This is a genomic window from Hafnia sp. HMSC23F03 (assembly GCF_001816025.1).
Lineage (GTDB): Bacteria > Pseudomonadota > Gammaproteobacteria > Enterobacterales > Enterobacteriaceae > Hafnia > Hafnia paralvei.
This window is the reverse complement of record NZ_KV824245.1, coordinates 38,621-65,438: the sequence shown is the minus strand read 5'-3', so window position 1 is coordinate 65,438 and position 26,818 is coordinate 38,621. Positions and strand designations below refer to the sequence as shown.

At 48.1% G+C, this 26,818-nt stretch carries 28 protein-coding genes; 7 read left to right on the top strand and 21 right to left on the bottom strand.

The annotated features are described in order from the left end of the window. Nucleotides 1-71: 71 nt before the first annotated feature. The 8 genes from dedD to HMPREF3091_RS20730 all read right to left on the bottom strand — a co-directional run bounded on the left by dedD (nucleotide 72) and on the right by HMPREF3091_RS20730 (nucleotide 8,315). Nucleotides 72-866, bottom strand: coding sequence for a cell division protein DedD (dedD, locus tag HMPREF3091_RS20765; RefSeq protein ID WP_070718702.1), 795 nt, complete (start codon nucleotides 864-866; stop codon nucleotides 72-74). Next, complete coding sequence (folC, locus tag HMPREF3091_RS20760; protein ID WP_070718792.1) at nucleotides 856-2,142, bottom strand: bifunctional tetrahydrofolate synthase/dihydrofolate synthase; 1,287 nt, start codon at nucleotides 2,140-2,142, stop codon at nucleotides 856-858. Before folC ends, dedD begins: the two co-directional genes overlap by 11 nt. Before the next feature lie 164 nt (nucleotides 2,143-2,306). After that, entirely contained in the window at nucleotides 2,307-3,215 is a 909-nt protein-coding gene (gene accD, locus HMPREF3091_RS20755; RefSeq protein WP_008814046.1) for an acetyl-CoA carboxylase, carboxyltransferase subunit beta, read from the bottom strand. A gap of 309 nt (nucleotides 3,216-3,524) precedes the next feature. Then, nucleotides 3,525-4,199: a DedA family protein gene (locus tag HMPREF3091_RS20750; RefSeq protein WP_004092702.1), complete on the bottom strand. Its 675-nt coding sequence runs from the start codon at nucleotides 4,197-4,199 to the stop codon at nucleotides 3,525-3,527. Nucleotides 4,200-4,263: 64 nt separating this feature from the next. Then, the gene (gene truA / locus HMPREF3091_RS20745) at nucleotides 4,264-5,085 is read right to left on the bottom strand and encodes a tRNA pseudouridine(38-40) synthase TruA (protein ID WP_035503390.1); all 822 of its coding nucleotides are present in this window, start codon (nucleotides 5,083-5,085) and stop codon (nucleotides 4,264-4,266) included. Nucleotides 5,086-5,120: 35 nt separating this feature from the next. Further along, nucleotides 5,121-6,131: an aspartate-semialdehyde dehydrogenase gene (locus HMPREF3091_RS20740; protein WP_008814049.1), complete on the bottom strand. Its 1,011-nt coding sequence runs from the start codon at nucleotides 6,129-6,131 to the stop codon at nucleotides 5,121-5,123. A gap of 171 nt (nucleotides 6,132-6,302) precedes the next feature. Then, nucleotides 6,303-7,430: a 4-phosphoerythronate dehydrogenase PdxB gene (gene pdxB / locus HMPREF3091_RS20735; RefSeq protein ID WP_070718699.1), complete on the bottom strand. Its 1,128-nt coding sequence runs from the start codon at nucleotides 7,428-7,430 to the stop codon at nucleotides 6,303-6,305. A gap of 108 nt (nucleotides 7,431-7,538) precedes the next feature. Continuing rightward, entirely contained in the window at nucleotides 7,539-8,315 is a 777-nt protein-coding gene (locus tag HMPREF3091_RS20730; RefSeq protein WP_070718694.1) for an AraC family transcriptional regulator, read from the bottom strand. A 152-nt stretch (nucleotides 8,316-8,467) separates the two neighbouring features. On the opposite strand from HMPREF3091_RS20730, the gene HMPREF3091_RS20725 reads away from it, so the two are divergent. From HMPREF3091_RS20725 to malI, 3 genes are all read left to right on the top strand, one after another. Further along, nucleotides 8,468-9,397 (top strand): DMT family transporter, encoded by a 930-nt coding sequence (locus tag HMPREF3091_RS20725; RefSeq protein WP_070718692.1) that lies wholly within the window; start codon nucleotides 8,468-8,470, stop codon nucleotides 9,395-9,397. Between the two features lie 150 nt (nucleotides 9,398-9,547). Continuing rightward, nucleotides 9,548-9,721 (top strand): hypothetical protein, encoded by a 174-nt coding sequence (locus tag HMPREF3091_RS20720; protein WP_167510567.1) that lies wholly within the window; start codon nucleotides 9,548-9,550, stop codon nucleotides 9,719-9,721. A 228-nt stretch (nucleotides 9,722-9,949) separates the two neighbouring features. After that, the gene (malI, locus tag HMPREF3091_RS20715; protein WP_035503362.1) at nucleotides 9,950-10,966 is read left to right on the top strand and encodes a Mal regulon transcriptional regulator MalI; all 1,017 of its coding nucleotides are present in this window, start codon (nucleotides 9,950-9,952) and stop codon (nucleotides 10,964-10,966) included. On the opposite strand, the gene HMPREF3091_RS20710 is transcribed toward malI, so the two are convergent. The 7 genes from HMPREF3091_RS20710 to HMPREF3091_RS20680 form a co-directional block, all read right to left on the bottom strand. Beyond that, nucleotides 10,963-11,859 carry a glycosylasparaginase gene (locus HMPREF3091_RS20710; RefSeq protein ID WP_210403581.1) on the bottom strand — a complete coding sequence of 299 codons (897 nt, stop codon included), beginning with the start codon at nucleotides 11,857-11,859 and terminating at the stop codon, nucleotides 10,963-10,965. The two genes, malI and HMPREF3091_RS20710, sit on opposite strands and share 4 nt — an antisense overlap. Before the next feature lie 38 nt (nucleotides 11,860-11,897). Then, nucleotides 11,898-12,650 (bottom strand): 6-phosphogluconolactonase, encoded by a 753-nt coding sequence (locus HMPREF3091_RS20705; RefSeq protein WP_035503364.1) that lies wholly within the window; start codon nucleotides 12,648-12,650, stop codon nucleotides 11,898-11,900. 10 nt (nucleotides 12,651-12,660) lie between these two features. Beyond that, nucleotides 12,661-14,238 carry a PTS transporter subunit EIIC gene (locus tag HMPREF3091_RS20700; protein WP_004092727.1) on the bottom strand — a complete coding sequence of 526 codons (1,578 nt, stop codon included), beginning with the start codon at nucleotides 14,236-14,238 and terminating at the stop codon, nucleotides 12,661-12,663. Between the two features lie 267 nt (nucleotides 14,239-14,505). Beyond that, nucleotides 14,506-15,003 (bottom strand): protein disulfide oxidoreductase, encoded by a 498-nt coding sequence (locus tag HMPREF3091_RS20695; protein WP_070718684.1) that lies wholly within the window; start codon nucleotides 15,001-15,003, stop codon nucleotides 14,506-14,508. Further along, nucleotides 15,000-15,743 carry a DsbA family protein gene (locus HMPREF3091_RS20690; protein ID WP_070718682.1) on the bottom strand — a complete coding sequence of 248 codons (744 nt, stop codon included), beginning with the start codon at nucleotides 15,741-15,743 and terminating at the stop codon, nucleotides 15,000-15,002. Before HMPREF3091_RS20690 ends, HMPREF3091_RS20695 begins: the two co-directional genes overlap by 4 nt. A 4-nt stretch (nucleotides 15,744-15,747) precedes the next feature. Beyond that, nucleotides 15,748-17,775 (bottom strand): protein-disulfide reductase DsbD family protein, encoded by a 2,028-nt coding sequence (locus HMPREF3091_RS20685; RefSeq protein ID WP_070718679.1) that lies wholly within the window; start codon nucleotides 17,773-17,775, stop codon nucleotides 15,748-15,750. Nucleotides 17,776-17,827: 52 nt separating this feature from the next. After that, nucleotides 17,828-18,208, bottom strand: a complete 381-nt coding sequence (locus HMPREF3091_RS20680; RefSeq protein WP_070718676.1) for a copper resistance protein — start codon at nucleotides 18,206-18,208, stop codon at nucleotides 17,828-17,830. A 198-nt stretch (nucleotides 18,209-18,406) separates the two neighbouring features. Here HMPREF3091_RS20680 and HMPREF3091_RS20675 point away from each other — a divergent pair, with 198 nt between their 5' ends. Further along, on the top strand, nucleotides 18,407-18,772 hold the full coding sequence (locus HMPREF3091_RS20675) for a DUF4186 domain-containing protein (RefSeq protein ID WP_004092737.1): 366 nt from the start codon (nucleotides 18,407-18,409) through the stop codon (nucleotides 18,770-18,772). A 144-nt stretch (nucleotides 18,773-18,916) separates the two neighbouring features. Next, nucleotides 18,917-19,348, top strand: coding sequence for an acid resistance repetitive basic protein Asr (gene asr / locus HMPREF3091_RS20670; RefSeq protein WP_061059789.1), 432 nt, complete (start codon nucleotides 18,917-18,919; stop codon nucleotides 19,346-19,348). 751 nt (nucleotides 19,349-20,099) lie between these two features. Here asr and HMPREF3091_RS20665 read toward each other — a convergent pair. Continuing rightward, the gene (locus HMPREF3091_RS20665; protein WP_070718673.1) at nucleotides 20,100-20,498 is read right to left on the bottom strand and encodes a VOC family protein; all 399 of its coding nucleotides are present in this window, start codon (nucleotides 20,496-20,498) and stop codon (nucleotides 20,100-20,102) included. 215 nt (nucleotides 20,499-20,713) lie between these two features. Between HMPREF3091_RS20665 and HMPREF3091_RS20660 the strand changes: the two genes are divergently transcribed. Next, nucleotides 20,714-20,935 carry a YgdI/YgdR family lipoprotein gene (locus HMPREF3091_RS20660; protein WP_008814061.1) on the top strand — a complete coding sequence of 74 codons (222 nt, stop codon included), beginning with the start codon at nucleotides 20,714-20,716 and terminating at the stop codon, nucleotides 20,933-20,935. Between the two features lie 64 nt (nucleotides 20,936-20,999). Here the strand turns inward: HMPREF3091_RS20660 and fabB are convergent, their stop codons facing one another. Beyond that, complete coding sequence (gene fabB, locus HMPREF3091_RS20655) at nucleotides 21,000-22,214, bottom strand: beta-ketoacyl-ACP synthase I (protein ID WP_008814062.1); 1,215 nt, start codon at nucleotides 22,212-22,214, stop codon at nucleotides 21,000-21,002. A gap of 173 nt (nucleotides 22,215-22,387) precedes the next feature. Between fabB and mnmC the strand changes: the two genes are divergently transcribed. Then, complete coding sequence (gene mnmC, locus HMPREF3091_RS20650) at nucleotides 22,388-24,406, top strand: bifunctional tRNA (5-methylaminomethyl-2-thiouridine)(34)-methyltransferase MnmC2/FAD-dependent 5-carboxymethylaminomethyl-2-thiouridine(34) oxidoreductase MnmC1 (protein ID WP_070718670.1); 2,019 nt, start codon at nucleotides 22,388-22,390, stop codon at nucleotides 24,404-24,406. Between the two features lie 61 nt (nucleotides 24,407-24,467). Here mnmC and HMPREF3091_RS20645 read toward each other — a convergent pair whose 3' ends face one another. From HMPREF3091_RS20645 to HMPREF3091_RS20630, 4 genes are all read right to left on the bottom strand, one after another. After that, nucleotides 24,468-24,818 (bottom strand): hypothetical protein, encoded by a 351-nt coding sequence (locus HMPREF3091_RS20645; protein WP_070718668.1) that lies wholly within the window; start codon nucleotides 24,816-24,818, stop codon nucleotides 24,468-24,470. 75 nt (nucleotides 24,819-24,893) lie between these two features. Next, complete coding sequence (locus HMPREF3091_RS20640) at nucleotides 24,894-25,172, bottom strand: YfcL family protein (RefSeq protein ID WP_004092755.1); 279 nt, start codon at nucleotides 25,170-25,172, stop codon at nucleotides 24,894-24,896. A gap of 22 nt (nucleotides 25,173-25,194) precedes the next feature. Beyond that, nucleotides 25,195-25,749, bottom strand: coding sequence for an elongation factor P hydroxylase (locus tag HMPREF3091_RS20635; protein ID WP_020303657.1), 555 nt, complete (start codon nucleotides 25,747-25,749; stop codon nucleotides 25,195-25,197). 132 nt (nucleotides 25,750-25,881) lie between these two features. Beyond that, nucleotides 25,882-26,694 carry a sulfite exporter TauE/SafE family protein gene (locus tag HMPREF3091_RS20630; RefSeq protein ID WP_139146239.1) on the bottom strand — a complete coding sequence of 271 codons (813 nt, stop codon included), beginning with the start codon at nucleotides 26,692-26,694 and terminating at the stop codon, nucleotides 25,882-25,884. Nucleotides 26,695-26,818: the final 124 nt, after the last annotated feature.

The window sequence follows — 26,818 nt, the reverse complement described above, 5'->3', positions numbered from 1 at the left end:
ATAACTGAGAACAAAGCTGTTGGAAAAACAAACGCCGTTCATTTCACGATAAATCGGCGTCTATATAACGACTACTTACCACTATAGCTGCGCACCTGACCATTCAACCCACTGATGCTGTTGAGTTCAGGCAAAGCAGATTCCAGTTTTTGTTTGGAGGCATCTGGCCCCACAAACAAGCGGGTAATTTCCCCCTGAACCGGCGTTGCAGGAACCGTATAGGCGCGATAACCAGACAAACGCAGCTTCGCCACGATTTCACTCGCCTTAGACGCATTACGTAACGCACCCAGCTGCACCACATATGCCTGCCCTGCTGGCGCTTTTTCTTCTGACGCAGCAGCTTTAGGCTGCTCAACGGGCTTCGGTTGTTCTACGGCTTTAGGTTGCTCGACAGCTTTTGGCTGTTCCACGGGTTTTTCAACCGGCTTAGGCTTCGCCTCAACCATCTTAGGTGGTTCGACCGGTTTTGGCTTCTCCACTGGTTTTTTCACCGGTTTAGGTGGCTCTACAGGCTTGCTTTCCACAGGCTTGAGCTCAACCACCTCTCCACGTCCTTGCTGAGCATTCGAGGGCGCTGTCGTATTGACACTATCGCGATCCTGAGTCGGGACATTGCCACTCTCTTGAGGTATCTGCGCATTAGCACCGTCCTGCGGTGCCTCAGGCGTTTCGCTCAGAGGCTGTGTGACCGGAGGGATAACGTCGGTTGGATCGTTCTCACCCGGTTTGGGCACTAAGGGGATCGCCGCAAACTCATCCTGATAATGCTTTTTCTGCCCGTCTAACAAGCCAGGCAACACAATCACGCCCAGTGCGACGATAATGATCGTGCCAACAAGTCGGTTTTGAAACTTACTCGCCACTCGCGTTCTCCGTTTCTAATGCCGCCATAACATGCGCGACAGTATGGAACGAACCACAAACAATCACGATATCCTGTGGAGCAGCATCCTGCATTGCTTTTCTCCATGCACTTTCGACGTCGGCAAACACATTAGGTTCATCTAAATGCTCAGCCAAGCGCTCAACAGGAGCGCCACGTGGCCCTTCTAGTGGAGCACAGTACCAATCATTGATTAAAGGTTTCAGACACTCTAGCGTTCCCGCAATGTCTTTATCTTCTAACATGCCAACCACCGCGCGCAGATGACGGGGTTGCGTCGATGGGCGCTGCTCGAGCAACTGCTGTAAGTGCCCCGCCAAATATCCTGCCGCATGGGGATTATGCGCCACATCCAGAATCAACAAAGGTTGCTCGCGGATGATTTGGAAGCGCCCCGGCAATAATGCCGTGTCTAATCCCTGACGAATAGCGGCGTCATCAATGCTCAGCGAACAATGGCGCAGTGCCGCTAACGCGGTAGCGGCATTCGGCAACGGCACCTTCGGTAAAGGTAAATGCGACCACGTTTTATCTGCATCATGCCATTGCCAATCGCGATCGGTTACGCTGAAGTTCCAGTCTGCCCCGCGACGATAAAGCTTCGCGCCCTTTTCAGCGGCGACCTCAGCGATAGTCAGCGGCATATCTGGCTCACCCACAATCGCCGGAATACCCGCACGGAAGATACCCGCTTTTTCACGACCGATACTTTCTCTATCAGGGCCTAACCAGTCGGTATGATCCAGCGCAATGCTGGTGACCACAGCAACGCTAGGATCAACAATATTGGTCGCGTCTAAACGCCCCCCTAGCCCAACTTCGAGGATCACCACGTCGAGAGCAGACTGTTTAAACAGCTGCAACGCTGACAAGGTGCCATATTCAAAATAGGTCAGAGAAATATCACCACGTCCTGCTTCTAACGCGGCAAATGATCGGCAATGATCGGCTTCGCTGAGCTCTTCGCCTTGAATACGTACACGTTCGGTGTAACGCAACAGATGCGGCGAACTGTAAACACCCACTCGGTAACCGGCAGCCATTAAAATCGCTTCTAGCGTGCGGCACGTGGTGCCTTTGCCATTGGTACCGGCGACGGTAAATACCGTTGGTGCGGGTTTAAGCAGGTCAAGGTTTTCAGCAACGCGTTTAACTCGGTCAAGCCCTAGCTCAATCGCTTTAGTATGCAGGTGTTCGAGATAGTGCAGCCAATCAGCTAACGGCGATGTGGCTTGGGGAATTGGGAGATTATTCATAGTCATTGATCGTTCATGAGTCCCGTTCATACCGGTTCAAGAAGTCAACATAGCCCCCAGAACGGGGGCTATGGCTTTATCCTGCATCATTGAAGCTGCATCGAAATGGGGTAAAGCCTTGATGCCACGCCAAACGTTTCAGATAAAGGAACTGCAGGGCAAACCTATTCTTGCGTCTCGCCGTCAACAGGAACTTCACGAACGATTTCGTTGCTGACAGGTTCTGGCTGCCCCGTCATTTTAGCCACAAGGCTGGCCAGTTTATCGCGCATTTCCGGACGACGTACAATCATATCGATCGCACCTTTTTCGATCAGGAATTCACTGCGCTGGAAGCCTGGTGGTAACTTTTCACGCACGGTTTGCTCAATGACACGTGGTCCAGCAAAGCCGATTAGCGCTTTAGGCTCAGCCACATTAATGTCGCCCAGCATGGCCAGACTGGCTGAAACACCACCCATTGTCGGATCGGTCAGCACGGAGATATACGGCAAACCGCGTTCTTGCAGCTTAGCCAATGCAGCACTGGTTTTTGCCATCTGCATCAGAGACATCAGTGCTTCCTGCATACGGGCACCGCCGCTGGCAGAGAAACAAATCAGCGCACAGTTATCTTCCAGCGCCTGCTCAACCGCACGCACAAAGCGCGCACCCACCACAGAAGCCATTGAACCGCCCATAAAGGAGAATTCAAAGGACGCAGCAACAACAGGCATACCTTTCAGCGTACCTTTCATCACAATTAATGCGTCTTTTTCACCGGTTTCTTTCTGCGCCGCAGAGATGCGATCTTTATATTTTTTGGAGTCCTTAAACTTAAGAATATCCTTAGGCTCCAGCTCGCTGCCTAGTTCAACCTCACTGCCTTCGTCCAGCAGAGTATGCAAACGCATACGCGCAGACATGCGCATGTGGTGATCACACTTAGGGCAAACGTCTAGATTACGCTCCAGTTCGGCGCGATAAAGTACCTGACCGCAGCTATCGCATTTAGTCCAGACACCTTCAGGAATGCTCGCCTTACGGGTTTGCGTGATATTACTTTTGTTAAGAATTCGTTCAATCCAGCTCATCGATGACCTTTCTGTTTGAACCTGGCGAAATGCCAGTCCTCTGTTCATGCCATAAAAATTCGGTCAAAGCCCTTTCCTCACGGTGAAGAACCTTCCCTTTCTTGAATCACAAATTAGGCCACTAGCCAAAAGGCTTACCGCACTAAAAGGTTCAAGATAACCAGCAGGAACAGACCATAAATGCCGTTCATTAAACCACAACGGTTCGACTCTGTGGACAAAAAACTGGTCGAACCGCGTGGAGTTTACATTTATTGAACACTCTGGGTGAACAATAAACGCATTTTATTTTCCAACTGTGACAGCACCCTATAGATGGCTGCCAGAAGATGCGGACTTTTTCGCTGCACGTTTATGACGCCAAACCTCAATCACTCCCGGCAGAATAGAAAGCACAATAATCGCGACGATCAGCAGTTTCAAGTTTTCCTGTACGACCGGTACGTTACCGAACAGATAACCTGCATAGGTGAACAACAGCACCCACAGCAACGCGCCAATCACGTTATACATGGCGAAATGGCGATAGGACATATGCCCCATACCTGCAACAAATGGTGCAAAAGTACGCACTATTGGAACAAATCGCGCCAAAATAATGGTTTTTCCGCCGTGCTTGTCATAAAACGCATGAGTCTTATCCAGATAGCTGCGGCGGAAAATTTTAGAGTTGGGATTGCTAAACAGCTTCGCGCCAAACAGGCGACCAATCGTGTAGTTAACCGCATCACCAATAATTGCCGCCGCGATCATTAAAGCAACCATGGTATGCACATTGAGATCGTTAGTGGGCAACGCCGCGAGTGCACCGGCAACAAAAAGCAAAGAGTCACCCGGCAGGAATGGCGTCACGACCAAACCGGTTTCGCAGAACAGGATCAGGAACAGAATGGCATAAACCCAAACGCCATACTGCGCCACGAGCTCCGCTAAATGCACATCAATGTGTAGGATAAAGTCGATTACCCATTGGATATATTCCATGGCACTTCACTCTCCATAAACAGTGCTGGTCAATTCCACCAGCTAAAAATCTGAGCCACCACGTTTAGTCAGCTAAAAACAGCGGCCCCATCGAAACCTTTGGCAGATCAAAGTGCTCAGGGTAATCCACTGAAACCAGATACAGACCAGCCGCTTTGGCCGTCGCCGCAGCCAGCTTACGATCTTTCGCCGCCAGCAGCTCGGCCATCCAGCTTTCAGGCTGATTACCACAGCCAATCTCCATCAAGCTCCCCACGATATTACGCACCATGTGGTGCACAAAAGCGTTGGCTTTGATGTCTACGATCACGTAATCGCCCAAACGGGTAACCTTCAGATGTGACACGTTACGCCACGGCGTGCGCGACTGGCACTGCGATGCGCGGAAAGAGGTAAAATCATTCTCCCCCAGCAACGCCTGCCCTGCCCGCTCCATGCGTTCAGCGTCCAAATGATGGTAAAAATGAGTCAGCCCATTTTGCAAAACCGCCTGACGATAACGATGATTGTAGATGACATAACGATAACGGCGAGCCGTAGCGCTAAATCGTGCATGAAAATCTTCACTGACGCTTTTTACCCAACGCACAGCGATATCTTTCGGCATGTGCGTATTCACGCCCATCGTCCATGCTGCGTCTTTACGCGCCACATGTGTTTCGAAATGCACCACTTGCCCTGTCGCATGCACGCCGGCGTCGGTTCGACCGGCGCAGGATACCGTAATGGGCTCACAGGCCACTTTGCTCAGCGCCTTCTCTAAGCACTCTTGCACGCTCGGGGCGTCCGACTGACGCTGCCATCCAGCATACTGGCTGCCATCATATTCAATGCCGAGGGCAATTTTATACACGGGCTTCGTAGACAGAACCTCGGGTTCTGTCATGGGTATCATCTCGCCGGAGATTGACGCTTCAGACATTAGTACATGTACTCCTGAATCAGGCGCTCCGCAGTCTCGATAGCCATTAAAGCACCACCAAAACGCACGTTATCCGCGACTGACCAGAACTGCACGACATCAGGAGAACCATAGTCATTACGCACACAGCCGATGCTCAGCAGTGGGTTGCCTGAAGCATCCCCCACCTGCGTTGGGTAATCATTCTCTTCGCTGAGTTCGATACTCTCTAAACGGCCGAAAACATCGCGTGCTTCTTCAGCAGATATCGGGCGTTGAGTCTCAATATGTACGGTCTGAGCATGACCATAGAATACCGGAGACTGAATGACGCTCACCGACATCGGTAGGCTTTCATCCTGTAGAACTTTACGAACCTGATCAACCACGCGACGCTCTTCACGCACGCTACCCTGTGCATCAGACACCAACGGGAGTAGGTTGAATGCCAGTTGTTTCTGGAATAAGCCAGGTTCGAATGGAATACCATTCAGCAAACGCGCGCTCTGTCCGGCTAACTCGTCTACCGCAGCTTTACCGTGTGCGGAAGCCGATAGCAGGCTCGTGACATGAATGCGAGCCAAGCCAGCCTCATCGGTCAACGGGCGAATTGCGGTTAACAATTGGCTAACGAGGCTATCGGCCACCACGACCAGATTGCGGTTGCGATACTCTGACAGCGCCTGTGGATTAACGCTTGGCACAACCAAAGGAACATCGTGCTCCATAGCAAAGGCATCACTGCTATCAATCACCAGACAGCCTGCGTTACCCGCCTCTTCCGCATAACGCAAAGACGCTTCTGTCCCCGCCACGAAGAACGCGAGTTGCACTTGTGACCAGTCAAACTCAGCGGCGTTTTCTACCAGAATTTGTTTACCATTAAAGCGAATGGATTCACCCGCACTGCGTTCGCTAGCCAATGGGAACAGCTCACCCACAGGGAATTCACGTTCCGCCAACTGTTCCAACAGTGCGCTGCCTACAGCACCGGTTGCTCCTAACAAGGCGATATTCCAGCCGTCAGTCATGTTCTTCTCCCAAAGCAAAAATACAGAGCGCCCGGCATCACTTAAGTAAGCAAAACAGGCGCTGGAAAAAACCTTAGTTCAAAATTAGTCGATTAAGCTTAGCCAAACCTTAGATCACGTTTCAGTAAAGGTTTTTTATCCCAAATCAAGGGATGAGGCCATCGCCGTCGGCTAGGCCAGTTCAGCGCTAAACCCTAGCGCTCTCAGTAGCTCAACGCTCGCGCTATCGTCACATAGGACGCACAGTGAAGACCACTCGCGGCGCTCTTGATAATGTTTACGCAAGCGATCAAACTCGCCAGCCTGCCCCGCCACACGACGCAGCGGCGCATCATCGCGGCGCACATCATACACCAGATGCATCAGACGTTTGAGTTTTGCCTGATCCAATGCGCCATGAACGCGTACGCTAGCAATTTCCGGCACAGGTAGGAGCTCGCTTAAAGCAACGTGTTGCGGTTGCCCTAAAAATTCGCTGTAGGCTTCAAACACCTGCGTCGTGCCGCGAGCTTTACCCTCTAAGCTGTAGCCAGCAATATGCGGCGTACCGATATCAACCAGAGCCAACAGTTCTAATGACAACTCAGGCTCGGGCTCCCACACATCCAAGATAACACTCAGTTTTCTACCGTTTTTCAGCGCCGCTAGCAAAGCCGAATTATCGACAATAGGGCCACGCGCCGCGTTAATCAAAATACGATTATCGGGTAATGCAGCGAGCAAGTCGGCATCAACGAGATGCAGCGTTTTATCACTGCCGGTTTTGTTCAGCGGCGTGTGGAAGGTCAGGATATCGGCGTCCTGCACCAACTTATCTAAGGGATAAAAGGTTTCAGCATCGCCTTTAGCCGCACGAGGTGGATCACACAGCAGCGTTTGCACGCCTAAAGCCTTCAGTCGGTTATTCAAACGAGAACCAACATTACCTACGCCGACGATGCCAACGGTTTTCTCTCGCAGGTCAAAACCGTCGCGTTCAGCCAGCATCATTAAAGAAGAAAACACGTACTCCACTACCGCAATCGCATTACAGCCGGGAGCCGCCGAAAAGCCAATACCCTGCTCGCTTAACCAGCGGTCATCAACATGATCGGTGCCAGCCGTGGCGGTGCCAACAAAACGTACGCCCGTGCCGCTCAGTAATTCTGCATTTACTTTAGTCACCGAACGCACCATCAGCGCATCCGCACCCACTAGCGCTTCCGCAGGCAACGGACGCCCACGCACCGCTTGTACGTCCCCTAAACGGCTAAACAGTTCGCCCGCGTAAGGCATGTTTTCATCGACCAGAATTTTCACGAGTTTCTCCCGCCGGTGCTAAGCACTGCGTAAATAAGAAAATGATTGAACTGCTATTTTGCCACCAAAAGCGAAGCGAGCCCAAATAAGTCAGCACGCATTGGCTGATCAACTCACTTTTCGGTAACGCTCAGGTGTGGTACCGGAGATCTGCTGGAACATAACGATAAACGCAGAGGAAGAACTGTATCCCACCTCAAGTGCAACTTCCTGCACCGTTTTCCCCTGCTCTAACAAAGGCAACGAGTGTAAAAAACGTAACCGCTGCCGCCATTCACTAAATGACATACCCAGCTCAATCTGACAGCGGCGTGATAAAGTCCGCTCCGTGGTATATACGCGCTGAGCCCATATGCTTAGCGGCGTATTATCAGAAGGACAGCTTTCGAGCATCCGCAGCACCGGAGCTAAAAATTTGTCCTGCGAAGAAGGTAAGTAAGTCTGATGCACAGGAGCTTGTTTAAGCTGATCGACTAAAACTCGGCATAATCGCAAATCTTCTCGCGTCTCTGGAAATATCAAATCACGCTCAAAGCAATTATCCACAATAGCGTTAAACAAGGGACCAACATTGAGCAAACAGGCTTCCGCCGGAAGGTCCGCGCATAAGCGTGCGCTAATGTTAATGGTTCGAAATTGGGAGAGTTTCCGGTTGTAGCTTGAGTGTTCAACGCCAGCGGGAAGCCATACGGCAAATTTTGACGGAGCGAGAAAACGTTGATCGCCGACGTTAAGGGCTAAAACCCCCGTCCGGATATAAATGAGTTGCCCCCATGGGTGGCTGTGCGGCAAATACTCCGTGTCCGCATTCACTTCTTCGCAGCGAAAAAACAGATTACGAACTGAACTCACCTCATCAGAAGGAAAAATCCGCTGTTCAGCCATAGCTCTTCACCTCAATAACATTAAGTGATAATTCAGTTTGTCTGGATTTCATTAAATATTGTCTGCTTTTCACTATATCTAACAAACCAGACACGCGTAAACTAACGCTCGTCGCCACTGTTGTCGACAATAATGTTTTGAGAAGAAATATCATGAATGCACTATTTCCACTTTTTGCCGTGCTGATTTGGTCAATGAATGCCATTGTCAGTAAGGTTTCTGCTGGTGCTATCGACCCCGCAGCCATCTCATTTTATCGCTGGGTATTAGCATTACTGGTGTTAACCCCCTTCGTATTGCCTGGCGTTATCCGTAACCGAAAAGCAATTCGCCCGCATCTAGGCAAGCTGCTAATTTTGGGTTTACTGGGCATGGTGCTATACCAAAGTCTGGCCTACTATGCCGCACACAGTGTCAGCGCATTGTTTATGGGGATTTTAAGCTCGCTGATCCCACTGCTAACGGTGCTTATCAGCATCTGGCTGTTGCGTATTGTACCGACGGTCGGTATCGCGCTGGGCAGCGTAATGTCCTTCTTTGGATTAGTCTGGCTAGTCAGCGGCGGCAACCCACAAGAGCTATTAACACACGGCATTGGTTCGGGTGAATTGATGATGTTTGCCGCATCAGCATCCTATGCGCTATATGGTGTGCTGACTAAACGTTGGAATATCAATTTACCGAATTGGCAGTCGCTCTATATCCAAATTGTATTTGGCGTATTGTTACTCCTGCCGAACTTCCTGCTAACCGATAACGTTAGTCTGAATACGCAAAATATTCCGCTGGTATTATTTGCGGGGATCCCAGCGTCTATTATTGCACCGTTCCTCTGGATACAAGGTGTGGTTCGTCTAGGCGCCAACAAAGCGTCAATATTTATGAACCTAACGCCGGTGTTCACCGCGATCATTGCCGTTTCATTCCTACACGAACAACTTCATAGCTATCACCTCATCGGCGGTGGTATTGCTCTGCTAGGGGTTGTGATTGCACAGCGTCTGCGTACGCCGCTGGCCCGTAAAAAAAAGCCTGAAAGCGTGGAAAGCGCTGAGAAAAAGGCCTGTCCAACGTCGGATTAAGCATGATATCTGCTCGTCCTCCCCCCAAGAGGGCGAGCAAATCTTTACTAAAATAGAGCCAAATTTTCACACACCCTAAGCTTTCCCTAATTTTCATGGCGTATGCTTTCCTCATTGCCCAACTTATTGGAATCAATAGAGGAACGAAAAATGAAAATCACGCTTGTCAGTCTCAAATCCAAGGCAAAAGACATCATCGCTAACTGTCGTATGTTATTTATGCTGTTACGTCATCAAGCTGATGCCGCCATTCCAAGCAATCATGAAGAAATGTTTAAAGAGCCTGAAAATGCCATGGTGAAAGCCGCAAGGAGAGTTTGTTGACTTCCCTTTAGCCCGTCGACTTGAAAATATGTCGACGGGTTAAACTCACCATTTATTCATTTGATTTAACATCATTGATACATAAAGACAGTGACTCATAAAGACACTGCGCAATAATCCGTTCGTCGCTTGCCAATATAACCGTCGTAGTTAACGAAACGAGATGAGGAAATACACTAACCCGCTACCTCATGCTAAAATGCTGGTTTGTTTGGAATGGTGTTACAAATGGACAGTAAACATTCAGCAAAGAAGCCCACTATTGCCGACGTCGCCGCACTGGCAGGCGTTTCTGTTGCCGCGGTATCACAGGTTATATCAGGTAAAGGAAGAATATCTTCTTGGACCGCGCAAATTGTGAAAGATGCGATCAACGAACTTGGCTATGTGCGTAATCACAATGCTTCAACGTTACGTAGTGGTAAAACAAATCTCATTGGTATTGTGTTACATAATATCAGCGATAATTTTTGCGCAGAGTTATTAGACGGTGTGAGTGGTGAACTAGAAGCTAACGGCAAAATCCCTCTATTTATTCAATATGGTAAAGATGGCGCTAGTCTAGAAAATCGCATTGATCTTTTTCTGCATTTGAATGTAGACGGCATTATTCTTATTACACCCTATGATGTTTCTGACGATTTATATATTCGCCTATCGAATACCCCAACGGCATATATATCTAGGAATTGTCATTACAATAAAAAACACCATATCGGACCAAATTATTTCAATGCGGTAGAAACCGCGACTGAACATCTGATTAAGCATGGACATAGAAATATCGCGTTTATTGGCGGCGAGAAAGATTCTTATAGCCGCGCCGAGCGTATTGGTGGTTTCTTTTCAGCGCTCATCAGCTACGACGTGATTCCCCATAATGAATGGATAATCGACTGTCCAAACAATCAGCGTATTGCGGCAGAAAAAACCAGCAATCTCCTGACGCATAATCCTCAAATAACCGCAATTCTCGCCTATGACGAAATGACGGCAAACGGAGCTATCCACGGGATACAGCAGGCTGGGAAAAGCGTGGGGAAAGACAACTATATTGCTCGGCAAATCGCGCTTCTATGTTTAGAAAATATCCCTGATACAGCCATAACCAATCTGACGTGCATTGATTTCTCGCTCAAGGAGATTGGCATGAGGGCTGCACAGGACTTAATACAACAACTTGAATCGCATCCTGGGCAGCCGAATAATACCGTTCCTAAATTAATACTTCGTGATTCGGCCTAGTTGCCAGAACCATGTTTAAGTGCATCAGCATATTTTTTAAGCCACTCATCACTCGCACGCGTATTACTGACTTTTCCTTCTTCGCAGGATGAAATCCATACCTCGGTAGAACCCTCATCTTGCCCAACGACAAAAGAAAACTCGTTTTTGGTTGTCGCTGCCCCCCACTCACCTTCTTTATTGAGGGCAATAACCGACATACTACCGATAATATTTTTACTTCTTTGCAAACGTTTTTGATGTTGAGCTAATGCTGTGGTACATGCTTGCTGAGGTGACATATGCTCCATTAAACGAACGATTTCGTAAGATAAGCACCCTTTCATGATATCTTCGCCCACACCGGTCGCCGCAGCCGAGCCGATATCACTATCCGCATAGCATCCTGACCCAATGATCGGTGTATCGCCCACTCTACCCGCATGTTTCATGAATAGACCCGACGTCGATAAACCAGCAATCACTTCGCCATTTTTAGCCCCTAATATACAGACCGTATCATGACCATCATAAGCTTCCTGAGTTTCATGATTTGTCTCTATAACAAGTTGCTCCTTCCATTTTTTTAGGGAAAGTGAACTTAAATTATTCCGCATCGCAAACTGATTGTTGATCGCATACTGTAAGGCCCCTTCTCCGGCCAAAACATTATTGCGCTGTTTTCCACTCAGTTTTCTTGCTACCGCAATAGGGTTTTTCAACCCTTCAACGGCCATAACTGCACCATAGTTCAGCGTATTGCCATCCATCCATGCGGCATCAAGTTCTACCTTACCGTTTTCGTTCGGCAGGCCACCATTCCCCACGGAATGAAAGAGCGGATTATCCTCAACGTTCATGACGGCTAGCTGCACAGCATCGCTAATGGATGCTCCCTCATGAAGTTGAGACATTGCATTCTCCACCCCATCTAAAGCCATACGCCATGTGGCTATAATGGCTGCGCACATAGTTTTGTCTCCGGTGAAAGTAACGCGGCGGCGTCGGCGTCAATGACAAAAACAAAATTCTCATGATTGAGTAGATAAGAAGCCGGGCAGTCGATACTGGTTGGCTCTTCTAGCATACGTCTCACCGCTTCAGCCTTGCTGGAGCCAGATGCAATCAATAACACCGTCTTGGCAGACATAATTTCTTTGAAACCCATGGTATACATTTCGGTCGGCGCTTCGTCTCGCGTAATACCATACAAATTGATAGTACTTTGAATGGTAGATTCTTTGTGCTTAGCGCAGAAGGCCGTTTGATCAAACGGCGTTCCAGGCTCACACGCGCCGATGTGACCGTTCGTCCCCAGACCTAGCAGCTGAACATCTCTTGGATAGGTGTCTAAAACCTGAGTGTAGCGCTTTATTTCGGCCTCTTTATCCTCAGCATCTGCACAAAACATGTCCATGTATTTTGGCAATTTATTGAGTCTGCTATACAACCGTTTTTGCATAAAGGTATTCACCGTATAAACGGCATTGCGAGGACCAACATATTCATCAACGTTTAGAAATACGGCATTAGAGACATCATGTGTTGAATTGATAGCCTCAACGAGTATATCAAACAGCCCAGCAGGAGAGGCTCCCGTTGTTAATGATATAACAGGGTTTTTATTCTCAAGCAGCGGTGAAAGAATAAACTTAGATGAAACCTCTGACATTTCTTTATAATTCTGAACGATAAATAATTTCATTATAAAATCCTTATTTTGCACTAAGTTGTTTTTTCACTGCACCACGAATAGTTCCTGCCGTAGTGCCATATATAATTTGGATATTTTCGCTATCAACTTTGACAATGCCCAGCGGCCCTGTTGCATTTAATATTTTGTCATCAACGTTATCCATATTAATAACGCTCACCCTTAATCGAGACATACAAGACTCAACGTCGGTGATATTCTCACTGCCGCCCAACCCTTTAATAATAGTCATGGCTTTCAATTGAAGTGGATCTTTATCTGAATAGGTTTCACCCAGTCCAAGGATATCTATCGTCTGCTCATAATCACTCCCCCTGCCCGGTGTTTTCAAATCAAAACGGACGATCCACCAGCGGAACAACAGGTAACCTACGCCAGACATCACGACGCCTATCAGAATATTGATCCAGAATTTTGACTCCGGCCGTAAAAAACCATACAGAACAAGGCCGATAATATTTGCTTCCGTTCCACCAACCTGACTCTGGAACATATAGCACAGCATAAAGCTCAGGCCGTTGATTATACAGTAAACGAAGTACCACAAAGGTGAGATAAATAGGAACGTAAACTCAAGTGGCTCAGTCACCCCCGCGATAATTGAGGTAAATACCCCCGTAATCAGCAACGGCTTTATCTTTGCCTTTTGCTCAGGCTTAGCGGTATGGTACATCGCCAACGCCATCATTGGTAAAGTAAACATCGTGATAGGGATCTGTCCACCACGTAAGAACTTCACAATGTCAGGCAATGTCATATTGGTGGGTAGAATATTGGTTCTCATATAGTCGGCAAAAATCGCCCTTGCACCCTCGATAGTGTGACCATCGGGGAATGTTGCTATACCAGATACCATGGTATCTCGAATCACCGTATTCCAGATTTGGTGTAAGCCTGTTGGGATAAGCAAACGCTCTCCCATACCATAAATAAATGGCGCCAATACACCAGCATGAGATACACCAATAGCGGCACTGTTAATTATATTGGAAACAAATACCCATATAAAAGGGAAAAGCTGGCCGAATATAACAAAGAATATTGTGTTTGCTATAGGGACAAAACGAACGCCGCCGAAAAAGGCCAGCGCCATTGGCAATTTTGTTTTATGTGTATGGTTATGAATAAAACTAGACATTATCCCTGTAATAATACCGCCGACGACGCCAGTATTGACGGTTTTAATCCCTAGTGTTTCGGTCAATGCTTTCTCTGGGAACATATGTTGCACGCTGGGAATGAATGTAATCAATGCATGCATACCCATTATCAATGCTAAATACCCGACGAGAGCACCTAACGCGGCATATTCTTTATCTTCCTTCGCTAAGGTAAAACTCAGTGATATAGCGAATAGTAAAGGTAAATTATCCATTATTACTGATGCGACCGTATTCATTAAATTCGCACAGTACTGAATTGCTGGTGTTTTTAGAATTGGAAACATATCAAGCAAAGCTTGATGCCATAGAAATAATGAAGCGACACCTAGCAGCAAGGATGCAAACGATAGCAACGCTATCGGCATAATAAATGCCCTAGACAACTTCTGAAAGAAATCGAGTGTTTCTTTTTTCATATATTACTCGCGTTTTTTAATCCATTTAGATCCATTAAGGATGGATAGTAATTAACAGCAAAATAATTACATGAAGTCATGATAAATGATTAAACGTTTAACCCTCCGTGACTAACATCACAATCGCTACAAAAATAAACAAAGCCATCTTGCGATGGCTTTCTATAAACGATTTGATTCATTCAAAGATAAAATAAATACAATTAATACTTAAATTAAATTATATGTATTTCTCAAATATAAAATAATGCTTGTATATATATTTCATTATTCTGCCCACCACATTCTAAACTTAACCCCCCATGCACTGCTCCATCCGCTGGTGCTACTCACCATTTTCCCTTGGTCAAGAATAACGAACGTTGGCGTCGCGCTAATGTTCCATTCCGCACTTAACCGCCCCTGTTCATCATTAGCCACTGGGAAGGTTAGGCCTTTGGCGGCCATCCCGCGCATCAGGCGTTCGTTATCACCTGAGCGAATAGCGACGCTTAGCACGTTCATACCGTCGGCATGTAGCCCTTCAACCATTGGTGAAGTCAGTTTGCAGACACCGCACCATGTGGCCCAAAAGTAAATCAGCAACGGTTTGTCAGCGCTCAATTGAGCTAAAGATACCGTTTGGCCACTGGTGAGAGTGACATCCGGTAAATGCGTAATATCCGGAGGCGTTGGCTTTCGCCACTGATCCATGCCCCAAGAAAACGCGGCGAGAACAACGATAAAAATGGCCAGTTCTCTGGCCCATTTTTTCCATTTTGTCATGATGATTTCCGTGCTAACTCAGCCTTAACCAATTGCTCAAGATCCTCATAGCTAATTGCCCCTGGGATCATTTGATTACCCACCAGCGTGGCTGGCGTCCCCTGAACACCCAAGATGTCAGCTAAACGCAGGCTGCTACGCACCTCATCCAAGGTTTTATCATCCACTTTAAGCGTGGCATTGCCCGTAGACTTGAGTGCGCTAGCAATACTGTCTTCGGTGTGATACCCCTTTTTCGACATCAAACGTTGATGCAACGCTTCAAATCGAACAGGATTTTGCTGCCACAGCGTTAATGCATACTGAGCAGAGCTTTGCGAGGTTTCCCCCTTAAATGGCAGCAGCTTGATCACGACGGCGACATCAGGATATTTTTTAACAATCTTCTCAAGCTGAGGATCAAATTGTTTGCAGTATGGGCAGTTATAGTCAGTGAACGAAACCAGCGTTAGCTTGGCCTTCTTAGCACCGATACGCGGGCTAGCTGCATCATTAAATAACGCATCTTTATTTTGCTCAATCACCTTACCCAACTGCGCGCCAGCCTGTTCAGCGCTTTGTTGCTGCCATGCTGCTACCGCCTCTTCCAGAATTTGTGGATTGTTTACCAAAGTGTCGCGAATTAATTCACGTACCTGATTTTGTTGTTCAGTCGTCAAAGGTGCCGCCGTACCGCTGAAGCTAAGCATGGTCATTGCCAGTAAGGCGGTATTCATCAGCGTTGTCATCGTCTTTTTCATGGCGTTATTCCTTAGCATTATTGAGCGTATTAAGTAGGGTTTGACGGTCTAGCAGCGGGGATAACACCTCACCGTTCGGCAGACCGGGGCCATAAATTTGGTTAAACGGTACGGCGACTGCGCCGCGCTGTTGCAAAAATTGAGTCATAGCGGGAGAGGGAGTGGTCCAGTCACCGCGCAGAGCGATAACATCAGGTTCGCTTAAGGCCTGTTGCACATCATCACGTAGCAATACGTTATATTTGTTCGCTTTGCAGGTCACACACCAGTCAGCCGTGACGTCCACAAACACCCGCTTATTCTCACGTAACGCCTGAGTAATCGCTTGCTCGCTCAATGGCTGCCATTGCACGCTATCGGTCATGGGTGTGCGCCAGCGCTCTGCGGTTAATGCGCCCGTGGCCAACACGACGCCAGCCAGTAGCAGCAAAACAGCCCCCCAAATTAGCAATAGACGACGGCCATACTGGATCCCCGTCAGGATCAGCAACACCAACAGCAGTAACCCGCTGATTATCAGCACGACCGCCACACCGGTATGCGCAGCGAGTAAGCTAATCAACCACAGGCTAGATGCCAGCATCATCAGCCCTAGCACAATTCGCAGCCGATTCATCCACTGTCCCGGCTTAGGCAGTGCTTTGGCAACAAACGGGAAAGCGGCTATCAGCAGCCATGGCAGGCTCATCCCAATGCCCAACGCCGTAAACACAAGCCAGAGATCGGTAAGCGGTGCCGCCAGTGCGAATGCTAATGCGGTTCCTAAAAACGGTGCAGAGCACGGCGTGGCCAGTAATGTGGCAAACACGCCTTGCCAGAAATGACCACCGTTGCCATGCCCTCCCGCGGTGGCCAATCGAGTGGTAGTATGACTTCCCAGTCGAATTGAGAAAAAGCCAAATAGGTTTGCACTAAAGAGAGCGGTGACCACAACCATTAGGCCGATAAACCACGGGCTTTGGAACTGAATTCCCCAACCAACCGCCTGCTGACTCAGCCTTAGCCCTGTCATTAATCCAGCCAACGCCCAGAACGACACCAAAATGCCGCTGGCTGAAGCCAAAAATTGGCGACGAACAACGCTGCGTTCTCGGTTTTCTAACTGAAGCACTGAGCCGAGCTTCATGGCTAAAACAGGGAGCACGCAGGGCATCAGGTTAAGGATTAAGCCGCCTAATAGGGCAAGCAGGATAGCCGTTGACAGTCCTAGCGATGAAGATCTCGACGCTGGCAATACGTTACTCACGTCCATCGTCATCTGCTGAGCAATACCTGAATCGCTAAATACCATGCTGAGCGGTTTACCATCCAGATCAGGCGCACTGCCTTCCCAGCCATCGGTTACATGCACCGTCGCTAAGAGTCGCTTTCCTTCTATTTTGATATTCGGTTTCGCAAAATCAGCGCCCTCAGGCACATCAAAGAAGACATCAGGCTTTTGCCATCCCTCCTCACGTTCGGCACTCACACGCAATTCACCTTTGATATATCCGGCCTGAGCCTGATGCACCATGCCAGAGGTGAGCGGCAGGGTTCCTTCTGCTCGAGTAAAAGCATGATCAAATCCCTGCGGTGCAGGCTGGGTGAGATCTAAATCGAAGGGAAAATCGGTGAGCACGCAAACGTTGCTACAGGTTGAAAGGGTAAGCACGCCCTGTAATCGCGTGGACGTGCTCGGCACGTTTAACGTGATCGGAAAGACGGTATCTCCATGATATCCCTGAGTTGAAATACCCGAAACGTCAAAACGTTGCGGGGTTGGCCAGCGCCAATTCACATGGACAACAGGTGTTTGCCATTTGATTTCAGGGGCAATACCGCCCTCCCCCGGCGAACGCCAATAGGTTTTCCAGCCGTCACTTAGCCGCACATCGAGCAGCAAACGAACGGCACCCTCCTCTGGCTGGCTAGCGCTCATTAGCACGCGTGCATGGCTGTTGTTTGGGTCTTGCAGCCAACCGCTATCAGCCGCCCAAGATGCGGGTAGCCACAGGCACAGGCTAAACGCCAGCGCCCTCAAAAATAGGTACATAGATTTTCTCCAAAAATAATGTTGCTACGTTAACAATCAATAACGCAGTAATTTATTCTCGGAAGACACAAAGCCGGAGATGCACCCGTAATCGGGGTAAAGAAACCGCACGCGGCGGGGGAATAAGGGAGTATAAACGCCGAGCTGGCTCCAGCAGCAAGGCCACAAACAGCAGCAAAGCGAAAAACACATGTTCAACCGCCATGCTATTCGCCGCCAGCAATGATTTGGCACTTAACTCACAGGGTGAAATGGGGGTTTCTTGGCTGGCCGTGACCGTTGGCTCTACGGCAGTTTGAGTCGCAGTAATATCATCGGTCGGGAGGTATTTGCTAAGCATGTGCATGCCAGCCATGCGCTGCGTTGTACACGAGAGTACAACCAGACAAGCTAGAATTAAAAACCATTTAGCCACACGCTGCCGCTGAACCATACACCCCTAAAATTAAAAAACCGAAAATATTAGATTGGCTTATCTTACCTTGCAAGTAAGGATAAACAAGCCATTAGCAATAACTTTACGTTTATGAAGTCGATAGACACGTGTTCCGCTGGCGCTCTAGGGTTGCTTTTTTTGCTGAGCAAGAGGATCGTACTTCTGTTCGTTCCCCGCAATATGTAGGATTTTGTTGTGTATCAATCTGCTGAAAATATCTGGACTCGCCTGCAACGCTCTCCGTTCCGCATGAAGTTTCATCTCAACGCTAAAGACAGCGCTTATCTGCAGCAAAAAGGCACTGCGGTAATTTTGTCCCATGCTTATGACTTTATAGACGCGCGTCTCGCGCCTGCATTTCCAGACAATGACGGCAAACAAACGCCAATGCGTGGGCATCCTGTGTTTGTTGCTCAGCATGCGACGGCAACCTGCTGCCGCGGATGCTTAGAGAAATGGCATAAGATCCCACGAGGAAAAACATTAAACGAAGAAGAAAAACAGTATGTAGTGAGCTTCATTGCCCACTGGATTGAACATGAAACCAGCGGTCATCCCTAAAGATTTACCCAACTTTGTACGCTTTGTACATGCCGTTACGTACCGACACCAAACACTTACGGAAAGTTAACATCCATCCTCCTATTATTCATTCACCGGCTCCACCAAGGGGCTTATGAAAAACAAATTCTTGAGGAATGGAAAATGAAAAAAGTTTTAGCTCTGGTTGTTGCTGCTACTATGGGTCTGTCTTCTGTTGCTTTCGCTGCTGAAACAACCGCCGCACCTGCTGCTCCGGCCGCATCTTCAACAACTGCTGCCGCACCGGCTGCCAAAGCGACCAGCACAACGCATCACAAAAAAGCTAAGCACCACAAGAAAGCAGCAACTACTGAGCAAAAAGCTCAGGCTGCCAAAAAACACGCTAAAAAAGCGCCAGTAGCTCAGAAAGCCCAGGCGGCTAAAAAAGCTCAACACCACAAAAAAGCAGCGCCAGTAGCTCAGAAAGCTCAGGCGGCTAAAAAAACTCAGCACCATAAAAAAGCAGCGCCAGTAGCACAGAAAGCTCAGGCGGCTAAAAAAACTCAGCACCACAAAAAAGCAGCACCAGCAACCGCTGCAGCACCAAAAGCATAAGTAAAAATTTAGACAGCATGAAGGCCACGGAATAATCTGTGGCCTTCATATCTATAGGCAGCGCTTTTCTCTAGATATATATACTTCACCCATCACAACGCCTGATTCCGCTATTCAATTCACACGAAGCTGCGACGCTCACCTCTCTAAAGTAAGCACCATTCCTCTAACAAAAGGCATATCAATCATAGAGTAAGACAAATGCCCTATGGCACTACTCTAAAAACAAGAATTGGCCCCTTATTGTATAAGGTTATATTTCCTGTTTAAAATACGCAAAATAAAGCACCGTTTATTATTCCAATAAGAAAAATATAAGCATTAACCATAATTTACATTGATGTATTTCGTTTTATTTACAGGGAACTTGATATGGTCATTTTAACCAGCATTCTATTAAAAATATTTTTTTAAACAGCTGACACTACGCGATGCCGCGGCCATAGCCGCTCATCTTGTGGTTATTATTTTTATTTTTGAGCACCTCATCGCCATTGATATATAAAATAAAAATCAAAAAAAATAAAAACATACCAAAAATTAATAAACGTGCGAAGCGCAAGCACCAATGTACTCACATCAAGTTTAGATCTTATTTCATCAGTGCATGATAACTCGTCAATATAACGGGAGAAATCATATCGTATGGCTATATTAGCGAATGCCAATGATGCGCCTCAGGGGAAGCGCATGTAAACGCATATGCACCTTGGCTCAGGCGAAACTGTAACATTATTGCACTCTACAGCACCTAACGATCCCAGCCCGAATTCTGTAGCACAACGCGGTAACCATCCGGATCGGCGAAAGTTTTACCATTCAGATCCCAATAAGGATTATACGAATCTTCGGCAACAAAACCGGCACGTTCCATCTGTGCACATGCCGTACGCCACTCCCGCTCATCGGGGATATAAAACACCAGTAAATTATCCTGCGACGGGGCATCCGGTACAGAAGTTCCACGATGATGAGTAAATTCAAGATGATACGTATGATTTTGGTGGCCTAAAATCACCCCATCAAACCCTTGATGATCGTCAAAACTGCCCAGAATCTCAAAGCCAAGCCCGTCTTGGTACATCTGGGCAATCTGGCTAAGACGGTTTGTTGGGCGGGCAATACGTAATCGACTATTTTTATTTAGCATTTTACTCTCCACGTTTTAGCGCTTAAGCGTAGATGATAATCCTCTACTCCGCCGCCTCAGGTGGATATCTCAATGGAAAACCAACTGCTAACATCCCTTTTAGCGATACATTTGACATGATTTGTAAGGATTTTTTCATTTTAGCAGGCGAAGCGTATTGCTGCGGCTTGTTATGATCTATGCTTGTAACAGACCCACTCAAAGGACGCTATAAAATGAAAAAAATGATTTCTATGCTGTGTATTGGCGCAGCGGTATTAATGGTTGCCGGCTGTTCAAGCGACTATGTGATGTCGACCAAGTCGGGAGAGATGATTGTCACGCAGGGTAAACCCAAAATTGATAAAGATACCGGCATGACCAGCTACGTCGATCAGGATGGCGTCAATCGCCAGATCAACACCAATGACGTGGCTCAAATGATTGAAAAAGAATAATTTAAGCTGATAAAAAAGCAAAAAACCCGCTTACGCGGGTTTTTTTATGCCATCAGTAAACTGATTATTTCTGGAATTTTTTCATTACCAGAGTGGCGTTAGTACCACCGAAGCCAAAGCTGTTAGACATCACGGTAGTCAGATCGCGCTGAGTTGGCTCAGTAACGATGTTCATCCCCTGAGCCTGTTCATCCAGCTCTTCGATGTTAATGCTTGGCGCTACGAAGCCGTGTTCCAGCATCAGTAAGGTATAGATAGCTTCGTGAACACCAGCGGCGCCCAGCGCATGGCCAGTCATCGCTTTAGTAGAAGAAATTGCTGGCGTGTTGTCGCCGAAAACTTCACGAATTGCGCCCAGTTCTTTCACGTCGCCTACCGGCGTAGACGTGCCGTGAACGTTCAGGTAATCAACAGGAGCATCCAGATCTTTCATCGCCATACGCATACAACGCGCAGCACCTTCGCCTGAAGGAGCAACCATGTCGTAGCCGTCCGATGTTGCGCCGTAGCCAACGATTTCAGCGTAGATGTGTGCACCACGAGCCAGAGCGTGTTCCAGTTCTTCAACAACAACGATACCGCCGCCGCCGGAGATAACGAAACCGTCACGCTTGGTGTCATAAGTACGTGAAGCTTTGTCAGGGGTTTCATTGTACTGAGTAGAAAGTGCGCCCATAGCGTCAAATTCACACGCCAGTTCCCAGCACAGCTCTTCGCCGCCGCCTGCAAAAACAACGTCCTGCTTGCCTAGCTGAATCATCTCTACTGCGTTACCGATACAGTGAGCAGAAGTTGCACAGGCAGAGCTGATGGAATAGTTTACGCCACGGATTTTGAACGGTGTCGCCAAACACGCTGACACGCCAGAACCCATTGCTTTAGTGACCATGTATGGGCCAACGCCACGCAGACCGCGTGAACGCATACCGTCAGCGCCCGCAACCTGATTACGTGGAGAACCACCGCCGGAGCCAACGATCAGGCCAGTACGGTCGTTAGAGACCATATCATCAGCCAGACCAGAATCTTTAATCGCTTCCTGCATGGAGAGGTAAGCGTAAATTGATGCATCACTCATAAAGCGCATCACTTTACGGTCAATCATGCCGGTGGTATCCAGCTTGATGTTGCCCCATACGTGGCTACGCATACCGGCCTCTTTGAGTTCAGGCGCGAAGGTGATACCCGAACGCCCTTCTTTCAGAGACGCCAGAACCTCCTGCTGGTTGTTACCGATGCTGGAAACAACGCCCAAGCCAGTAATTACTGCACGTTTCATGTCTTAACCTCTTACACAGATATTGTTCATTCGGGATTTTGAGACGCACTTTAGCGTACACTTGTACGCCGAGCAAGTCCGATCAGATGTGGTTGAACCAGATGGACGCATATTTGCTGTCCCTGTCAGAGCCCGTTAAAATCCCTTTATATCTGTATTTAGAGTAAAAAATCGTGAGCCACTCCCCGATCCAAAGCGCAAAATTAAGTTGGAATGAACAAGGTACACCTGTTTCGCAACAGTTTGATGACGTCTATTTCTCCAATCAGGACGGGCTCTCCGAAACCCGTTACGTATTTTTGCAGGGTAATCATCTGGCAGAACGCTGGCTGCAAGCACAACAGCGTACTTTCGCCGTGGCCGAAACGGGGTTTGGCACCGGTCTTAATTTTTTAACGCTATGGCAAGCCTTTGATGCATTTAGAAAACAGCATCCTGAAAGCCCATTCAATCATCTGCATTATGTTAGCTTCGAAAAATATCCTTTACTGTCCGACGATCTGGCCGCCGCACACGCCCGTTGGCCTGAGTTAAAGGATTTCAGTGAACAGCTGTGCGCTATTTGGCCGGCAGCTTTGCCCGGATGTCACCGCCTATTTTTAGCCGATGGACACATTACGCTCGATCTATGGTTTGGCGATGTTAATGAACTCATTCCTGCCCTGCCATACAGTCTCTATGGTCAGATTGATGCCTGGTTTTTAGATGGCTTCGCTCCATCAAAGAATCCAGATATGTGGACACCGACGCTTTTTAACACCATGGTTAAGCTGGCAAAAAAAGACGGTACCTTTGCCACTTTCACCGCCGCAGGTTTTGTTCGTCGTGGTTTGCAAGAAGCAGGCTTTGAAGTGCAGCGCGTTAAAGGCTTCGGGCAAAAGCGGGAAATGTTGACGGGCACGCGTGCTGAAAAGCTGACAGCATCGTCATTAGCCCCGTGGTTCGCTCGCCCTCAGGCCAGCAACCCGCAAGATATTGCGTTGATTGGTGGCGGTATTGCCTCTGCACTCACGGCGTTAGCCCTGCTCAAACGCGGCAGTAAAGTCACTTTGTATTGTGCTGATGCTAAACCCGCGCTGGGGGCATCTGGCAATCGTCAGGGCGCACTTTACCCGCTGCTCAACGGGCGTAATAATCCCCTTGAGCGTTTTTTCATCACTGCTTTTGCCTTCGCTCGTCGGCAATATGATGACTTCGCGAATCTCGGGTTGGCTTTTGATCACCAGTGGTGCGGCGTCACTCAACTAGGCTGGGACGAGAAAAGTCGTCATAAAATTGCACAAATCCTCGCTACAGATTGGCCAAATTGGCTTGCTGAAAAAGGCGATGCGGCTGCGCTCACAGAGCTAACCGGCGTAGATATTCCTCATGATGGGCTCACCTACGGCGCTGGCGGCTGGCTCTGCCCTTCTCAGCTAACTCAGGCCGCTATCGAATTAGCCCAACAACAAGGTCTGGTGGTACATTTTAACACCGAGCTTACGGGGCTGACCCAAAACAGCGATGGCTGGCAGCTCGCATTCCGTCATGGCGACATCCAGCAGCATAGCTGTGTGGTGCTGGCTAATGGGCATCGGTTGAATCATTTCACTCAAACCGAAGCGCTGCCGCTTTCGGCAGTGCGCGGTCAGGTCAGTCATATTCCAACCGCAGCGACATTAGGGCAGCTCAAGCAGGTACTGTGCTACGACGGTTATCTAACCCCTGTCAATCCAGCCAATGACCATCACTGTATTGGTGCCAGCTATCAGCGTAACAACACCGATCTGCGTTTCTCCCACGCCGACCAGCAAGAAAACCGTGATCGTCTGCTGAAATGTCTGCCACAGGTGGAATGGCCACATGAAGTTGATATTTCAGGGAATGAAGCCCGCGTCGGCGTTCGGTGCGCCATCCGCGACCATATGCCGATGGTGGGCGCTGTCCCCCATTATGCGGCTACACTTGAGCAATATCAGGATTTAATGACGCAAAAATCCGCGCCAGAATCCGTAGCTTCAGCACCGGTTTATCCTGACCTGTTTATGATTGGTGGCCTAGGTTCTCGCGGTTTATGCAGCGCTCCGCTGTGTGCAGAAATTCTGGCAGGGCAAATTTATGGCGAAGCGCTGCCGGTCGAACAAGATGTATTAGACGCATTAAATCCGAATCGGATGTGGGTGAGAAAATTACTGAAGGGAAAAGCGGTGTAGTGGCCTAAATAACGCGCAGCGCCGTTTGATTAGCGATTTAACGGCGCTCAACCCCACGTTGCTATCTCGCGATCTGACAAAGGATGTAAAGCCCTGCAAATGGAAAGCCAATCGATATAAATCTCGCCAATGCGTAAAAAGTATACCTTCGCGTCATCCGTAGTGATTCATTAGAAATGGTTTTCAAAATTTTACGAAAATAGATAATGAATCCTATCGAATAGAGTGGCCATAGCAAAACGACCCAGTGAGCGAGTGAATTCCCACCCAATAGAAACAAAACCAGTGGAATAGCAAAGAAAATAGCGACGCCAATATTGTCTATCTTCTTCAGTTTATCGCGGATGAGAAGATCATTTTTCATGATCGCTCTTTTAGAAAGCGCTTTAGGTTTTATGTCATCCTGAACCATACATAATCACTCCATGATTGTACGGTATGCTCAAATACGATGGCGCAAACGCGTCGCGCCATCGTATTTCATCGCTTAGCTCGCTAAAACCTTCGCAAACAGCGATTCCCACATGTTATTAACCAAAATCTGATCCGGAGGCGAAAGTTCACCGGCTTTGATAGCCTTATCTAGACTATGTTGGACTGCGTCTTTCAACGCCGCTGGCGTATGCTCGCCATCGGCTTCCAATTCAGCAACCGCCAGCGTTAAATGCCCACGCAGATAGCCTCCGGCAAATAGTTCGTCATCGCTGGCGTGCTCAACCATGTCATCAATCAGCGCCAGAATGCGGGTTTCAAAATCTGCGATCATCGGGGGTCCTCTGGATTATTTATTACAAATCTTCCGGATAGGGGAACCTATCAGCGGTTAGCGTTGGCGTATTGTAAAACGATTGTAACGCCTGAATAAAGCGCGCTGGACGCTCAGGGATACCGTTTTCTAAATACCACAATACCTGCTCACGCACTTTTCGCTGAAACGCGATGCGATCGGGGTCGAAATCGCCTTCAAGGTTGTCACAACTGACGTTAAATGGATAGCCCGCCGCTTCACAAAATAACCAGTCAAACGCCTGAGGCTTAATCTCTACAACTTCAAATTCACACTGGGTTTTCGCATCGCGTCCGTCTGGGCAATACCAATAGCCATAATCCACCTGCTGGCGGCGCGCGGCTCCCGCAATGCACCAATGAGATATTTCATGCAATGCGCTGGCGTAAAAGCCATGAGCAAACACGATACGATGGAAAGGCGAGGTTTCGTCTGCGGGCAGATAAATCGGCTCGTCATCACCGGCTACGAGTTGAGTTTGATAGTCGTCGCTGAATGTCTGATTAAACAGATCGATTAGCTGCTGAAAATGATGTTCTATTTGGGTTTGAGACATGATTGCCGTCGATAAAAAAATCATTAAAAAACGGCACCGCTTAAACGATGCCGTTAACCTGACAAAATTATCTCACGCTCCAAGGCGGCTTGCACCACCAATAACGTTAATACACAATTATTGTATGGATAATTAAAACCAGTGGCTTATCCATTGAGTGATTTCTGTACCATGGTTGTCATACATGAGCTTGCAGGTCATGGCGAGCGAAACCAGTACAATCATCGGACGGATCAGCTTTTGTCCTTTGCTTAACACCATTTTGGCTCCGGTTCTGGCACCAATAACCTGCCCCACCAGCATAACGAGGCCAAGCGACCAAATCACTTTACCGCCAAGCATAAAGAACAACAGCGCGGCAAGATTAGAGGTAAAATTTAAGACCTTTGCGTGGGCGGTGGATTTCGCCAAATTAAATCCACACAGCGTGACATAAGCGAGAGCGTAAAATGATCCGGCTCCTGGGCCGAAGAAACCATCATAAAACCCAACACAGCAGCCTGCCACAATGGCAAAGGGAATATAGGAGAGACGACGCTGGCGATCCGATTCGCCAAGGCGCGGCGTCAGTAGAAAGTAAATGCCGATCCCTGCAACCAGTATCGGCAGCAGTTGGCGCAAAATGTCAGCTCGCATGTTCTGCACTAAAATTGAGCCAATCATTGAGCCAATAAATGTCAGCGCAATCACCAGTTTTTGATCGTTAAGGTCGACGGCTTTACGTCGGATAAAATAGAGACTCGCAGAGAAAGAGCCCCCGACCGACTGCAGTTTATTGGTGGCGAGTGCCTGTGCGGGAGGAACACCAACAGCCAACAGAGCAGGCACCGTTAACAATCCACCACCGCCCGCAATGGAATCAATAAAGCCAGCCAGCATGGCGACAAAAAAAAGTATCCCTAACATTTCAGGACTTACTGGCAGCCCATTAATAAAGTCCATCATTTCGTCTACCTTCCGCCTAAATATATTTAATTAACTGCCAGAATCTTATTTTTATTGGCTGTACACACTACGCTTTGTGTCATCAAAAAGAAATATTCATGTATACGCATATCATGCTATGCAT

Coding starts and splice junctions, on each gene's coding strand:
- fabB (WP_008814062.1), bottom strand. CDS start 22,214: ATGAAACGTGCAGTAATTACTGGCTTGGGCGTTGTTTCCAGCATCGGT.
- HMPREF3091_RS20695 (WP_070718684.1), bottom strand. CDS start 15,003: ATGACAAAATGGAAAAAATGGGCCAGAGAACTGGCCATTTTTATCGTT.
- HMPREF3091_RS20660 (WP_008814061.1), top strand. CDS start 20,714: ATGAAAAAAATGATTTCTATGCTGTGTATTGGCGCAGCGGTATTAATG.
- asr (WP_061059789.1), top strand. CDS start 18,917: ATGAAAAAAGTTTTAGCTCTGGTTGTTGCTGCTACTATGGGTCTGTCT.
- HMPREF3091_RS20725 (WP_070718692.1), top strand. CDS start 8,468: ATGAATGCACTATTTCCACTTTTTGCCGTGCTGATTTGGTCAATGAAT.
- HMPREF3091_RS20685 (WP_070718679.1), bottom strand. CDS start 17,775: ATGTACCTATTTTTGAGGGCGCTGGCGTTTAGCCTGTGCCTGTGGCTA.
- HMPREF3091_RS20730 (WP_070718694.1), bottom strand. CDS start 8,315: ATGGCTGAACAGCGGATTTTTCCTTCTGATGAGGTGAGTTCAGTTCGT.
- HMPREF3091_RS20640 (WP_004092755.1), bottom strand. CDS start 25,172: ATGATCGCAGATTTTGAAACCCGCATTCTGGCGCTGATTGATGACATG.
- HMPREF3091_RS20750 (WP_004092702.1), bottom strand. CDS start 4,199: ATGGAATATATCCAATGGGTAATCGACTTTATCCTACACATTGATGTG.
- HMPREF3091_RS20740 (WP_008814049.1), bottom strand. CDS start 6,131: ATGACTGACGGCTGGAATATCGCCTTGTTAGGAGCAACCGGTGCTGTA.
- accD (WP_008814046.1), bottom strand. CDS start 3,215: ATGAGCTGGATTGAACGAATTCTTAACAAAAGTAATATCACGCAAACC.
- malI (WP_035503362.1), top strand. CDS start 9,950: ATGGACAGTAAACATTCAGCAAAGAAGCCCACTATTGCCGACGTCGCC.
- HMPREF3091_RS20665 (WP_070718673.1), bottom strand. CDS start 20,498: ATGCTAAATAAAAATAGTCGATTACGTATTGCCCGCCCAACAAACCGT.
- HMPREF3091_RS20680 (WP_070718676.1), bottom strand. CDS start 18,208: ATGGTTCAGCGGCAGCGTGTGGCTAAATGGTTTTTAATTCTAGCTTGT.
- HMPREF3091_RS20645 (WP_070718668.1), bottom strand. CDS start 24,818: ATGGTTCAGGATGACATAAAACCTAAAGCGCTTTCTAAAAGAGCGATC.
- folC (WP_070718792.1), bottom strand. CDS start 2,142: ATGAATAATCTCCCAATTCCCCAAGCCACATCGCCGTTAGCTGATTGG.
- HMPREF3091_RS20705 (WP_035503364.1), bottom strand. CDS start 12,650: ATGAAATTATTTATCGTTCAGAATTATAAAGAAATGTCAGAGGTTTCA.
- HMPREF3091_RS20710 (WP_210403581.1), bottom strand. CDS start 11,859: ATGTCTCAACTTCATGAGGGAGCATCCATTAGCGATGCTGTGCAGCTA.
- HMPREF3091_RS20700 (WP_004092727.1), bottom strand. CDS start 14,238: ATGAAAAAAGAAACACTCGATTTCTTTCAGAAGTTGTCTAGGGCATTT.
- HMPREF3091_RS20690 (WP_070718682.1), bottom strand. CDS start 15,743: ATGAAAAAGACGATGACAACGCTGATGAATACCGCCTTACTGGCAATG.
- truA (WP_035503390.1), bottom strand. CDS start 5,085: ATGACAGAACCCGAGGTTCTGTCTACGAAGCCCGTGTATAAAATTGCC.
- HMPREF3091_RS20630 (WP_139146239.1), bottom strand. CDS start 26,694: ATGATGGACTTTATTAATGGGCTGCCAGTAAGTCCTGAAATGTTAGGG.
- HMPREF3091_RS20720 (WP_167510567.1), top strand. CDS start 9,548: ATGAAAATCACGCTTGTCAGTCTCAAATCCAAGGCAAAAGACATCATC.
- HMPREF3091_RS20635 (WP_020303657.1), bottom strand. CDS start 25,749: ATGTCTCAAACCCAAATAGAACATCATTTTCAGCAGCTAATCGATCTG.